The 13,259-nt window shown below is 56.3% G+C and carries 12 protein-coding genes and 1 riboswitch; of the genes, 9 read left to right on the top strand and 3 right to left on the bottom strand.

The genetic code is table 11. The annotated features are described in order from the left end of the window. Nucleotides 1-12: 12 nt before the first annotated feature. The 4 genes from BBKW_RS06045 (at nt 13) to BBKW_RS06030 (ending at nt 4,469) form a co-directional block, all read left to right on the top strand. Entirely contained in the window at nt 13-1,134 is a 1,122-nt protein-coding gene (locus BBKW_RS06045; RefSeq protein ID WP_033501022.1) for an Mrp/NBP35 family ATP-binding protein, read from the top strand. A gap of 151 nt (nt 1,135-1,285) precedes the next feature. Then, nucleotides 1,286-1,388, top strand: a riboswitch (TPP riboswitch). A gap of 24 nt (nt 1,389-1,412) precedes the next feature. Then, nucleotides 1,413-2,024 (top strand): ECF transporter S component, encoded by a 612-nt coding sequence (locus BBKW_RS06040; protein ID WP_033501023.1) that lies wholly within the window; start codon nt 1,413-1,415, stop codon nt 2,022-2,024. 95 nt (nt 2,025-2,119) lie between these two features. Then, entirely contained in the window at nt 2,120-3,625 is a 1,506-nt protein-coding gene (locus BBKW_RS06035) for an ABC transporter ATP-binding protein (protein WP_128832386.1), read from the top strand. Between the two features lies 1 nt (nt 3,626). After that, nucleotides 3,627-4,469 (top strand): energy-coupling factor transporter transmembrane component T family protein, encoded by an 843-nt coding sequence (locus BBKW_RS06030; RefSeq protein WP_033501025.1) that lies wholly within the window; start codon nt 3,627-3,629, stop codon nt 4,467-4,469. 124 nt (nt 4,470-4,593) lie between these two features. On the opposite strand, the gene BBKW_RS06025 is transcribed toward BBKW_RS06030, so the two are convergent. Continuing rightward, the gene (locus BBKW_RS06025; RefSeq protein WP_033501026.1) at nt 4,594-5,961 is read right to left on the bottom strand and encodes a dipeptidase; all 1,368 of its coding nucleotides are present in this window, start codon (nt 5,959-5,961) and stop codon (nt 4,594-4,596) included. Nucleotides 5,962-6,111: 150 nt separating this feature from the next. Between BBKW_RS06025 and BBKW_RS06020 the strand changes: the two genes are divergently transcribed. The 4 genes from BBKW_RS06020 to glnA all read left to right on the top strand — a co-directional run bounded on the left by BBKW_RS06020 (nt 6,112) and on the right by glnA (nt 10,957). Beyond that, on the top strand, nt 6,112-6,714 hold the full coding sequence (locus tag BBKW_RS06020; RefSeq protein ID WP_003834591.1) for a DUF3043 domain-containing protein: 603 nt from the start codon (nt 6,112-6,114) through the stop codon (nt 6,712-6,714). A 111-nt stretch (nt 6,715-6,825) separates the two neighbouring features. Beyond that, nucleotides 6,826-8,307, top strand: a complete 1,482-nt coding sequence (locus BBKW_RS06015) for an FAD-dependent oxidoreductase (protein WP_033501027.1) — start codon at nt 6,826-6,828, stop codon at nt 8,305-8,307. Between the two features lie 104 nt (nt 8,308-8,411). Further along, nucleotides 8,412-9,194 (top strand): DUF4191 domain-containing protein, encoded by a 783-nt coding sequence (locus BBKW_RS06010; RefSeq protein WP_003834593.1) that lies wholly within the window; start codon nt 8,412-8,414, stop codon nt 9,192-9,194. 326 nt (nt 9,195-9,520) lie between these two features. Beyond that, on the top strand, nt 9,521-10,957 hold the full coding sequence (glnA, locus tag BBKW_RS06005) for a type I glutamate--ammonia ligase (protein WP_004222400.1): 1,437 nt from the start codon (nt 9,521-9,523) through the stop codon (nt 10,955-10,957). Between the two features lie 150 nt (nt 10,958-11,107). Here the strand turns inward: glnA and BBKW_RS06000 are convergent, their stop codons facing one another. Together BBKW_RS06000 and BBKW_RS05995 are read right to left on the bottom strand one after the other, a co-directional pair. Further along, nucleotides 11,108-11,653 carry a DNA methyltransferase gene (locus BBKW_RS06000; RefSeq protein ID WP_033501028.1) on the bottom strand — a complete coding sequence of 182 codons (546 nt, stop codon included), beginning with the start codon at nt 11,651-11,653 and terminating at the stop codon, nt 11,108-11,110. 123 nt (nt 11,654-11,776) lie between these two features. After that, the gene (locus BBKW_RS05995) at nt 11,777-12,370 is read right to left on the bottom strand and encodes a uracil-DNA glycosylase family protein (RefSeq protein WP_022245374.1); all 594 of its coding nucleotides are present in this window, start codon (nt 12,368-12,370) and stop codon (nt 11,777-11,779) included. A gap of 386 nt (nt 12,371-12,756) precedes the next feature. On the opposite strand from BBKW_RS05995, the gene BBKW_RS05990 reads away from it, so the two are divergent. Beyond that, nucleotides 12,757-12,936 carry a hypothetical protein gene (locus tag BBKW_RS05990; RefSeq protein WP_022245373.1) on the top strand — a complete coding sequence of 60 codons (180 nt, stop codon included), beginning with the start codon at nt 12,757-12,759 and terminating at the stop codon, nt 12,934-12,936. Nucleotides 12,937-13,259: the final 323 nt, after the last annotated feature.

Below are 13,259 nucleotides of genomic sequence, written 5' to 3'. Positions count from 1 at the left end.
AAAGGAGGAACCATGACCGACGAGCGCACCATTGAAGCGCGAATCTATGAGCGACTCAGCAAAGTAATCGACCCGGAACTGGGCCGATCCGTGACTGATCTGGGCATGATCGCAGCCATCGACGCGATACCGGTGGAAGGTAAGGCGAACACCTATGAGGTTCGTGTGGAGGTCGAACTGACGGTAGAAGGCTGCCCATTATCGCAGACCATCACCAACCAGATCAACGGAGCGGTGGAATCCTACCCGGATGCAACGCTGCTGCCGCGCATCGAAGTCGGCTCCATGAGCCAAGACAAGCTCACCCAACTCGTTGCCGGTCTCAAAGCCGAGCGCAAGCAGAACCCTTTCAACAAGCCAGGCATCAGAACCCGTATTTTCGCCATAGCATCCGGCAAGGGCGGTGTCGGCAAATCGTCCGTCACCGCGAATCTTGCCGCCACTTTCGCGGCGCTCGGTTATGATACGGCTGCCATTGATGCCGACATCTACGGGTTCTCGCTGCCGCGACTGTTCGGCGTGCATGCGCAACCCACCAATCTGAATGGCATGCTCATGCCTGTCACCGCTTGGGGAGCGAAACTGATTTCCATCGGCATGTTCGCGGGCGCCGATCGCGCGATCCTTTGGAGAGGGCCGAGACTGCAGCGTTCGCTCGAACAGTTCCTTTCAGATGTGTGGTGGGGCGAGCCCGACGTGCTTCTGCTTGACTTGGCTCCAGGCACCGGCGATATGGCGATTTCCGTGGCCCAGGCTTTGCCGAACGCGGAACTGGTGGTGGTCACCACGCCGCAGCCATCCGCGTCCGACATCGCGGTCCGCTCCGGCTTGGTGGCGCTGCAGGTGCCGATGAAAGTGCGTGGTGTTGTGGAGAACATGAGCTATTACGAGCACAAGGGTGAACGTCTGCGGATTTTCGGCGAAGGCGGCGGCGCGCGCGTGTCGGAACAGCTGACCGAAAGCCTCGGCTATGACGTTCCATTGCTCGCTCAGCTTCCGTTGGAACCGGAATTGAGGGAGACTGGTGAGGCCGGACGTCCGGCCGTGCTGAATGAGGATGGCTCATTACGCGCCGACGGTATTGGTGAGACATTCAGGAGCCTAGCCGAATCGTTGATGCGCAGACCCCTGTAAAACTCCATGGAACCGTGTTCCCGTACTGCATTCAGTATGGGAGGGAAACCCGTGAAGACAGACCATTGCAAAAAATCCGAACGTATTCCATGCCGGAAACGAAGCGAAAATGAAACGGCCCTTGTGAAAATCTTGTGCCTTGTGTAGTATCAATCGCGGACACGGGGGCCGTATGGCTGAGAGGAAGCAAACGCTTCGACCGTATGAACGTATACCGGGTAATGCCGGCGCACGGACGTCTCTCTTTCCCGTGCCTTGGCATAGAGAAAGGCACATTAATGACCGTAAATGAATCTTCCGTGGTGAAGAAGCACAACAACAAATGGCGAGTCGTTGATATCGTTGTGGCCGCCATCATCGCGGTTGCGTCTGGTGTGATTTTCTGGGGCTGGGATGTTATCTGTGCGGCTCCAATCACGCTGTTCGAAGCGGTGACGCCTGGCTTCGAAGGCCTGCTGAACGGCATCTGGCTATTTGCAGGTCCGCTGGCCGCCATTATTGTGCGAAAGCCTGGAGCTGCGCTGTTCGCCGAAACCCTTGCTGCCGCTATAGAGCTCGCTATGGGCAATCCATGGGGCATCGGCGGCTCCCTGATCATTGGCGTCTGCCAAGGTCTCACTGCCGAAATCGGCTTTGCGATTTTCGCATACAAGCGTTGGGATTTGCTGTCGACCACCATTGCCGGAACCCTCGCCGGGTTGGGATGCTTCCTCTACAACTGGAACGCAAACCCCGCTTGGGCGGGCTTGCGTATTGTCGTCAGCTGCGTCACTTCCATTGTTTCCGGCGCTTTGGTGGCTGGCGTTCTGATGTATCTGCTGCATCAGGCCATCGCCAAAACAGGTGTGCTCGACCGTTTCGAATCCGGTCGTGCGCAGGCTCTGGTCTGACGATTCGTTTGTGAAGTCCCGTATCGCATTCACGGTGGGTGGATACGGGACTTCTTTGATGCGTGTTCGCCTTGCGAATGTCAAATGCAAAAGGAATGAAAGAACGATTCATGGGTACTGATGCAGAAAAATCGTTTTCCGCAGCCGGGGTGGTCGCACGCGATTGGGGATGGCGACATGCCTCACGTAAGGATTTTGCGTTAAGGCATGTGGATTTCACCATACAGCCAGGGGAGCGCGTGTTGCTGTTGGGTGCTTCTGGTGCCGGAAAATCGACGTTGATGGCAGGTCTTGCCGGCGTGCTCGGCGGTGATGATGAAGGCGAACTCGAGGGTGAGCTGCTGATTGACGGAACAGATGCCCGCCATTCGCGTGGGCGTTCAGGATTGGTATTGCAGGATCCCGAGGCGCAGACGATTCTGGAACGTGTAGGAGACGATACTGCTTTTGGTTGTGAAAATCTGAATCTGCCAAAAGATGAGATTTGGAGCAGGGTCCGTTCCTCACTCGACATTGTTGGACTTGGCTATATGAAGCTCGATCGTTCCACACGCAGGCTTTCTGGCGGGCAGCGTCAACGTCTGGCTTTGGCTGGCGTACTTGCCATGCATCCCGGGCTGCTGTTGCTTGACGAGCCGACTGCCAACCTTGATCCGGAAGGCGTCAAGGAAGTGCATGATGCGGTACGTGATGTGCTTGACCGAACTCATGAAACCCTGGTGGTGGTGGAGCATCATATCGACGTATGGCTTGATTTGGTGGATCGTGTCATTGTGCTTGGCAAGCCGGAATCCGATTCGCATGTCAGCGGAGTCATCGCCGACGGCACTCCGGAAGAAGTATTTGGCAGCATGGCTCCGGTATTGACAAAAGGTGGTGCCTGGGTTCCGGGGCGCACCGTTGAAAGCCATATTCCCGAATCCAATCAATCGTCGGGAAATGTTGTTCTGCGAACCGAGGATCTCAGCTTCGGACGTGAATTCTCGCTTGGCGAGCATGCGAACCTCGCGTTCCATGCCGGCGAGATTACCGCCCTGACCGGCAAAAACGGCGTGGGAAAATCCACACTCGCTTTGACTTTGGCTGGCTTGCTCAAGCCGATTTCCGGTCGGGTAAGTATGGATGAAAGCATGGTTCCCGCACATAGGGAGAACAACGTCTTCACATGGAAAAGCAGGGATCTTCTTGGACGAATCGGCATGGTGTTCCAAGAGCCGGAACACCAGTTCGTCACGTCCAGTGTGCGCGACGAAGTGGCAGTCGGTCCTAAATCCATGGGGAAAACCGATGACGAGGCCTACGCCATTGCCGATATGATGCTAGAACGGCTAAACCTCAAACGGTTCGCCCCAGCCAATCCATTCACGTTATCCGGCGGCGAGAAGCGTCGCCTTTCCGTAGCGTCCATGCTTGCCGCGGCGCCGAAGGTGTTGGTGATGGACGAGCCGACATTCGGTCAGGATTTCACCACATGGACGGAAATGGTCAGGCTGATAGCGGGCGCGCGCGACGCGGGCTGTTCCGTCATCATGGTCACTCATGACGAGCCGTTGATCGAAGCGCTGGGTGCGCGTCGCATTCTCGTAAGCGAGGGGGAGTGAGATGGAACAGTTGGAAACCATCAGCGTGGTGCCGCATAAGGAACGTCATGATGACGCCAAGCCGGCGTCGCCGTCATGGTTTGTAGCGAAGATTAATCCGGTCAGTCGTTTCATCGGTGCGCTGATATTGTGCATTCCCATGTTCGTGACGTTGGACGTGGTTTCCGCATCGGTGGCGTTCGCGTTGGAGATGCTGCTGCTCTGGATTGGAGGCGTCGCTCCATGGACGGTGCTTCGTAAAACCTGGCCGGTATGGGTCGCCGCTTCGGGGAGCTTCATTTCCGTGTCATTGTATGGCAAAACCTCCGGTGCCGTGCTGGTCAATCTTGGTAATGTCATTGTGATCTCGCAGGGATCGTTGTATTTGGCGTTGGCCACGTTCCTACGTGTGGCGGCCATTGCCGTTCCCGGCGTGATCCTCGCGCTTGGCCTTGACCCGACCGATCTGGCCGATGGTTTGGTGCAGATTCTGCATTTGCCGTCACGATTCGTATATGGCGGTTTGGCTGGCATGCGCATGTTCACGTTGCTGCAGGATGATTGGCGTGCGCTCGGGCAATCCCGCCGCTCTCGTGGACTGGGCGACGGTAGCGCTATCAAGCGCGTATTTTCCCAGGCGTTCAGCCTATTGGTGGTGTCGATTCGACGCGGCACGAAGCTTGCCACCGCCATGGAGGCGCGTGCTTTCGGATCGGATGCTCCACGTAGTCAGGCCCGGGAATCACGTTTGAACGCCGTCGACTGGCTGTTTTATGCGATTTGTGTGGCAGTGCCAGTGATTGCGTTGTCTTGCGCTTACTTCACGGGCTACTGGCATTGGGCTTTCACCGGTACCGGCAATTGATCGAACAGATGATCTCATAGCTCGAGATTGTTGGATTTGCGTCGATTGCAAAAAGGACGTTTCATTCCGTGTAACGAATGAAACGTCCTTTTTGTATGTTTTTTCTTAAAAAGCGTGGCATCCGCTACTTGGCGAGTTTGTCGAGCAGCAGCGCCTCGGTGATCACGTTGTTCTTCAGACTGGGCAGACTGATGGACTCGTTCGGGCTATGCGCGTTGGCCTTCGGATCCTCCGGTCCGGTAACCAAGACTTGGGCCTTCGGGAAAATACGTTGCAATTCTGGAATGAACGGAATCGAACCGCCTTCACCCTTGTTGACAGGAGCCACGCCAAAAGCCTCTTCCATGGCTTCCATGGCATCCTTGGTGGCTTCGGCATTCGGATCCATGGCCCAGCCCATGCCATTATCAAGCTTGTCGACCCACACCTCGGCACCGAACGGGGCATGTTCGACCATGAATGCTGCAAGCGCCTCCTGGGCCTCTTCCGGACGCTGGTTCGGGGCGGTGCGTAGGCTGAGGCGGAACGTTGTTTCAGGGGAGATCACATTGAAGGATCCTTCCACCGGATGCGCGTCAAAACCGATGACGGTCACGCTTGGTTTGGTCCACAGGCGTGCAGCCAAAGAACCGGTGCCGGCCAGACGGTAGGAATCGACGATGCCGGCGTCCGTACGCACGGTTGTCTCGTCCATGTCTCGCTGCAGTCCGCCGATTGGATCTTCTGAGGCGACGCCCGGTACCGCCAGATCGCCGTGTTCGTCGTACATGGAAGCGATCAGCATGGCTGCAAGCGTGTTCGCATCGAGGATCGGTCCGCCGTACTGGCCAGAGTGCACTGGGTGATGCAATGCCTTGACATGCACGTCGATGTCGGTGTTGCCGCGAAGTGATGTGGTGAGGGAGGGGATTTCCGCGGACCAGTTGCCCGAGTCGGCGACGATGATCACATCGGAGTCGAATTCGTCTTTGTGTTCTTCGATGAAGGGAATGAAGCTTGGTGAGCCCATTTCCTCTTCGCCTTCGATGAAGACTTTGATGTTGACTTTCAGATCGTCGCCGAGGGCCTGCAATGCGCCTGAATGGATGGCGATGCCGCCACCATCGTCGGCCGCGCCGCGCCCGTACAGTCGGGTGTCGATTACAGTGCCGACGAACGGGTCGGTGTTCCATGCGCTGGTGTCGGGTACCGGCTGCACATCGTGATGCGCGTACAGAAGCACGGTCGGCGCATCCTCATCGACAATCTTCGAACCAATGACTTCCCAAGCGCCCGGGGTGCCATTAGGATTGTGGGACTGCACCACTTGGGCGTTTACGCCAACCTTGCTGAGCTCTTCGGCCACAAATTCGGCGGATCGTTTCATATGATCCGCGGTGATGCCTTTTGCCGAAATGGACTGTAATGCGATTTTCTTGTTAAGCACGTTGACGATGCGGTCAAAATCCGCTTCGACTCGTGATCGAACTTCTTCGACAGGTAAAGCTGCCATATTGCTCCTTACAAAGACGCGCTGTCATACAACAACGCAGCGTGATCATATGCGTGTAACGAATGACCATTGTATCGGTCTCAATCGGCACGTCCAATTGTTGACAGGGCAGGGCCAAAGCGTCGATACGTCACTTTACGCTCTATAGGCATGAGTTTGTTTAACAAGAAGGAAGAGACGGCGCAGGAGCCTGTCGAGACCAAGGTTGCGGAAACCACTTCCGGCAAGGGTCGTCCGACGCCGAAGCGCAAGGATGCTCAGGCGCAGAATCTTCGTCCGTTGGTTCCCAAGGATCGCGAGGCGAGCCGTAAGGCCGCCAAGGCGCGTATGCGCGAGCGTGAGAACGCCGAGTACGATGCCATGCAGAAGGGCGACATCAACCACATGCCAAAGGCAGAGCGTCTGCCGTGGCGCATTTACATCCGTGATTACGTCGACGCTCGTTTTAACCTCGGTGAGTTCTTCATTCCGGTTGCGTTCGTCATTCTGATCGGTTCGATTTTCGTAACATATCAGTGGCCTGCGCTGGCATTGCCGTTGATGGTGCTCATGTATGTGTACCTGTTCGCGGTGATCATTGACGTGGTGATCATGTGGCGTAAGCTCAAGAAGAAGCTCATTGAGAAGTTCGGCGAGCAATCCGTGGCCAAGGGCATGCGTTCTGGTTCCTATGCGTGGAGCCGTGCGATCCAGATGCGCCGTTGGCGTCTGCCGAAGCCGCGTTACGATAAGCGTGGACACTGGCCGGAGTGATCGGCTCCTGCCGGGAATCGCGGCCATCGTTTTTTCAAGCCGTCGGCGAAAACCGGCGGCTTTTCCATTACCATGTAATCAGTTGTAACGCACGAATCAACGAGGACAGGCATGACTGAACAGCATTTCGACATCGTCATCATCGGAGCGGGACCAGGCGGATATTCCACGGCACTACGTGCTGCCCAACTTGGCAAAACGGTGGCATTGGTCGAACGCGACGAAACGTTGGGAGGCACTTGTCTCAATCGCGGGTGCATTCCATCGAAGGCGTTGCTGACGGCCGCGCATAGTGTAGAGAACGTACGTCAGGCGGAGCGTATGGGCATCAATGTCGCATTGCAGAGCATTGACTTCGGCAGGTTGCGTGACTTCCGTATGTCCACGGTGGAGACGATGACGAAGGGATTGGCGGGATTGCTGTCGCACCGTGGTGTCACCGTGTTCCGTGGCGAGGCACAGCTAAAAAATGGTCATGAGGTGCATGTTGCGCCGGCCTTGGGAGAGACGCAGGTTCTGCGTTCCATCAAGGCGGGAGTAGGGGAACCTGTAGGATCGGAACTCACGGTCGCAGGCGGCGATATTGTTCTCGCGACCGGTTCGCGCCCGCTGCCGTTGCCTGACGATTCGTTTTCCGGAGCGTTGATTGATTCGACGCAGGCTCTGGAATTGGACACGTTCCCATCCAGCGCGGTGATTATCGGCGCTGGCGCGGTGGCGTTGGAATTCGCATCATTGTGGAATGCGTCGGGATGCAAGGTGACCTTGCTCATTCGCAAGGACCGCGTGCTGTCGTCTTGGGAGAAACGGGCTTCGATGACGTTGACGCGTGAGCTCAAACGCCGTGGCGTGAATGTGGTGACGCGCACGTCGGTAAGTCATGTGGACACTGGAACAAACTTGGGTGCTACCGTGCACTACAGGCAGGGTGATGACGGTGAGGAGCACACCGCGTATGGCGAAGTGGTGCTTGCTGCCATTGGCCGCATGCCGAACACCGATGCTGACTGGTTCGCATCCAACGGCATCGCATTGGATGAACGTGGCTATGTTCTGACCGATGCGTACGGGCGCGCGAACGTGGAAGGCGTATGGGCTTTGGGAGATATCACGCCGGGGCATGCCTTGGCGCACCGTGCGTTCGAGCAGGGCATCACCATCGCCGAAACCATCGCAGGACTTGATCCCAAACCTGTCGTCGACGAAACCGTGCCACAAGTCGTGTTTTCCTTCCCCGAGGCGGCAAGCGTCGGGCTTACGCTCAGCGAGGCGAAATCACGTGACACCATTGTCGATCCGCAGGAAACCGCATATCCGATGATGTCCAACTCGCGTATGCTCATGAGTGGGGAGGGTGGATCCATGACCATCGTCAGCGGTGCGATGGCTGACGCTCCCGACGTTCCTCTTGTGCTTGGCGTGCACATCGTCAGTCCGATAGCCAGCGATCTGATCGCGGAAGCCGAACAGCTGGTCGGTAACCATGTGCCGCTTGCCGACGCGGCAAGGCTCATCCATCCGCATCCTACGTTCAGCGAATCGTTCGGAGAGGCGCTGCTCAAAGCGGATGGCAGGCCTTTGCACACCCGATAATCCTCGTCAATAAAGGGGAAACAGCGGAAATCCTGCGATATGGCATGGTTCCTGATAAACTACCGTTCCAGTGTGAGTAACCGCATAACCAAGTGAGGAAGTCGATGGCAGACAAAGAAGAGCCAAAGAAGAAGCAGAGCACCATCAAACAGATCATTCAGATCTTCAAGTACACCCATGCCGAAGACAAGGCTCTTCCGTGGCTGTGCGGAGGCGTGTTCGTGGCGCCTATCATCGTGTTCGTGGTACTTGGCATCGTATTCAAGTGGTCGGTGATTGGATGGATCACATCCATGATCCTGGCCGTCATGCTTGGCCTGCTATTCGCCACCATGATGCTCACCAACCGTGCCGACAAGGTTGGATACGCCAAGCTTGAAGGCCGTCAGGGTGCCGCCATCAGCGTTCTCGGCAACATCAACAAGGCTGGCTTCAACTTCCCGCAGGAACCGGTGTGGGTTGATCCGAAGACCAAGGATGCCATCTGGCGCGGTACCGGCTACAACGGTATTTATCTGTTGGGCGAAGGCGAATACGGCCGTGTCAAGCGTGCCATGGATCGTCAGGAACAGAACATCAAGGGCGTGACCGCCGGATCCGATATTCCCGTCTACCGTATTTACGTCGGCCAGGGTAAGAACCAGACGAGCCTGAAGAACCTGCGTAAGACCGTGCTCAAATGCAAGAGCTACCTGCCGACCCACCACAAGAACAAGTTGGTGGCCGCCATCCATCCGAAGAGCCGTTTCATACTCACCAAAACCGAGTTGAACGTTCTCAACGAGCGTCTGCGCACTCTGCAGATGAAGAACGGCATGGGCATTCCGAAGGGTGTCGACCCGATGCATCCGCAGCGTGTCAGCCGTCGTGCCATGCGTGGCCGCTGATGCCCGGGATTGATAATCCGGTATAACGTGCAGGAACCTCGATTGATATGCAATCGAGGTTTTTTTTATTTCATCGTTCCATGAGCCTACGTAAGGTTTGGAAAAGAACTGGCGTTGCGGACGGTGCGACGACACGAATGTCCACAAATTGAACGGTTTTGCGCAAGCGAATATGAGCGTTCGTAACAATTGAATCCCAGTTTTCTGCGAAATCATCCTTCGAATATGTCATTACGAAACATTCTCGTAACCCAATTGGCGAGTGAGCGAAACGCGCGTTCCTAGACTAAGAGCCTGTAAGTTACTTATTCGAAAGGAGCGGTCCCGTGACTGCACTTGAAACCAAGGCTGATGCTGAGGCCCTTATCAACAAGGAAGGCATCGAGTATGTCTCCGTTCGCTTCACTGATCTGATCGGTGTTCAGCAGCACTTCACCGTGCCGGCAAGCGAATTCCTGAAGGACGCCTTCACCGACGGCATGCCGTTCGATGGTTCCTCCGTGGAAGGCTTCCAGGCCATCAACGAGTCCGATATGAAGTTGGTGCCGGACGTTTCCACCGCATTCGTCGATCCGTTCCGTAAGCACAAGACCCTCGACGTGGCCTTCTCCATCGTCGACCCGCTGACCGACGAGCCGTACTCCCGTGATCCGCGTCAGGTTGCAGGCAAGGCCGAGGCTTACCTGAAGTCCACCGGCATCGCCGACACCGCTTCCTTCGCTCCGGAAGCCGAGTTCTTCATCTTCGACAAGGTGCGCTTCGAGAACAGCATGCAGCGCTCCTTCTACGAGGTTGACTCCATCGAAGCTCCGTGGAACTCCGGCGTCGACACCGAAGACGACGGCACCCCGAACATCGCATTCAAGAACCGCGTCAAGCGCGGCTACTTCCCGGTTCCGCCGATCGACCACACTCAGGATCTGCGCGACGACATGGTCGCCAACCTGCAGAAGGTCGGCCTGATCCTCGAGCGTTCCCACCACGAGGTCGCCGGCGCTGGCCAGCAGGAGATCAACTACCGCTTCAACTCCCTGCAGCACGCAGGCGATGACCTGATGAAGTACAAGTACGTCGTTCACGAGACCGCCGCTCTGGCAGGCAAGGCCGCAACCTTCATGCCGAAGCCGATCGCAGGCGACAACGGTACTGGCATGCACTGCCACCAGTCCCTGTGGAAGGATGGCAAGCCGCTGTTCTACGATGAGAAGAACTACGGTGGCCTGTCCGACCTCGCCCGCTGGTACATCGGCGGCTTGATCAAACACTCCTCCTCTGTGCTTGCTTTCACTAACCCGTCTCTGAACTCCTACCACCGTCTGGTTCCGGGCTTCGAAGCGCCGGTCAACCTGGTGTACTCCGCACGCAACCGTTCCGCGGCCATCCGTATTCCGCTGGCCGGCACCTCCCCGGCTGCAAAGCGCATCGAGTTCCGCGCTCCGGATCCGTCCTGCAACCCGTTCCTCGCCTTCTCCGCACAGCTGATGGCAGGCCTAGACGGCATCCTGAACCACATCGAACCGCCGGAGCCGGTCGACAAGGATCTGTACGAGCTGCCGCCGGAAGAGCACGCAGGCATCAAGCAGGTTCCGAGCTCCTTGGCCGAGGCCATGGACGCCCTTGAGGAAGATCACGACTTCCTCACCGCAGGCGACGTCTTCACCGATGACCTGATCGAAACCTGGATCGGCATCAAGCGTGGCGAAATCGACCAGGCTCGTCTGGCTCCGACCCCGCTGGAGTACGAGCTGTACTTCCACATCTGAGGCCTATACCCAGTTTCCCTTGAAATCAAGCTGTTTTGGACTCCAAGGGTAATCAGAAGGTAGCCAGATTGGTTATAAGGAGAGTCTCCCCAAATTGGGGAGACTCTCCTTATTCCTACAGAATTTCTTCCATCCGGGACGGCAAAGACCTTACGGACCGGTCTTCTGACTCCTCGCCTCCATGAACGCATCAGACGCATCCAATAAATAACCGTTGATATGAGCCGGACGTGCTTCCACAGGTTCACCGTTAATGTCGTCGTATTCATACAACGCAGGAGCGTTTGTGCCTCTGTCGAATCCGACAATGACGACATGCACGTTCGCATTGTCCGTAGTCTGAGCGTCCCAGCAGAACGTACGGTGAGCGAACCGGATACGCCACCCTCGTTCGATCACATGCTTGAATAGCGGGGCGACTTGCTGGCTTTGTGTGATGCTATTCGGGGATACGAACGCGAATTGCGCGGAGGGATTCCCGTCAAGGAAATCAATAGCTTTAAAATACCATCCAGCCACATAATCCAGCGAGCCTCCGGCCTTGCCGCACACCAGTTCCATATCATCCTTGATCTGCTGCGTGTGCTGCTGATGGCCGATGAATGGCGGGTTGCCCATCACATACGAGCATTCATCACCGGTCAGCAGAAGACTGACGAGGTCATAGCCATAGTCACTCGCGAACGCTCTCGCCACCTTGGCGTCGCGGCATCTTCGAGGATGCCTTCAAGCGCCTCACGAGTCCCCAACGTCCTTCTCTGCATGAATGAACCTCCTTGTATGGCTGGAAGTTATCGTCACAGATGATTTCGTAACCACTTACCTCTGTTCAAGCGCCGCGTTGACCTGCGCCTTGAGTGCAGGCAAGGTCTCGGCCTCGAACCAAGGATTCCTGCTCATCCATAGCTGGTTGCGCGGCGACGGATGCACCAAAGGGAAGAATCCCCGGCCGATATAGGCATCATAATCGCGCACCACGGTTGTAAGGCTGTCCGAATTCTTGAGATGCAGGTACCTGCGGACGGCATATGCGCCCACAAGCACAGTGAGCCGAACATTGGGCATGAGCGCCAAGAGTGCAGGATGCCACTGCTCGGCGAATCCCTTGCGCGGCGGTAGATCGCCCGACCTGCCATGTCCCGGAAAATAAAAGTCCATGGGGAGAAGCGCCACCCGCTCAGGATCATAAAACGTCTCGCGAGAAACACCCAGCCAATCGCGCAGACGCTCTCCTGACTTGTCGTTCCAGGGGATGCGCGTCTCTTCCGCCACCGCGCCTGGTGCCTGCCCGATGACCACGATGCGAGCGCCAGCCCCGACGGAGTAGAGCGGATCGATGCCGCGCTTGGTGTAGTCTGCATTCGCCCCATCAGCCTTTATGGCATTAAAAATCGCAAGGAAATCCTTGTCCATGTCGAAACCATCTCCTTGGCGACATGCGCCGTTCATGCATATTGATTACTCGTTTCCCACAAATATACCTTGCCTTTGCTCTGCAGGGTATATCGTAGGAAATCATCCTCATGTAGTAATTCCCGCATAGCCGCTTATCGTCTTTCAAGTTTTTTATTGCCAATGTGCATCACAAAGCGCTACGCCTAACTGGATTAAATAAATACTCAGGTTTCAACCGTCCTGCAAGCGTAGCGTTACCGCGAACCACTCTCTATAAGCACCCATGGCGCCCATCGTAGATAACAAGCCGAAAGAAGGAGAACGCGGTCCGGACGACCTGTTTCAAGCCTCTAAAGGAGCAATCCTTTCGGGGCTTTTCTATTGTCCGAAAGGAGGCGGCACGCATGCCGAGAAAACCAAGACGCCCCTGCCGCCACCCCGGCTGCCCGAACCTTTGCGAGGACGGCGAGCAATACTGTGAGAAGCATCGCAAGGAAGCGGAGCGGCAGTACAGGCATTTCACGCGCGGTTACTCCGCGGGCAAGCGCTATGGCAGGCAGTGGAAGAAGATCCGCGACCGATAGAAGAACATTGGCATAGTCCTCAAAGTGAAATCCCCTTATGAGGTCAGACACATCTGGCAGCGGGACACCATAGGACGCCGCCACATACGTTAGATATTCCCGGAATGTGAAATACTGAAATGACTGATCTTCCGCTGCCCCTAAATCCAGTGCAAATCAGAAAGTAAGGGGTGATCTGCGGTGTACCAGACGCTTAAATGGTTCAAGGAAAGAAGTGCCTTGCTGTCCATTCTGCATTACCTCCGATTGTTTTTGTCTTTCTTCCAGAGCGAATAGGCGGAGAACAGGAGCACGCCGCCGAGGAAAATGTACAGCAGGACAAA

The organism is Bifidobacterium catenulatum subsp. kashiwanohense JCM 15439 = DSM 21854, assembly GCF_001042615.1.
In the GTDB taxonomy this organism is placed as follows: domain Bacteria; phylum Actinomycetota; class Actinomycetes; order Actinomycetales; family Bifidobacteriaceae; genus Bifidobacterium; species Bifidobacterium catenulatum.
Note: the sequence above shows the minus strand (reverse complement) of the source record. Positions and strands in the feature narration are given on the sequence as shown.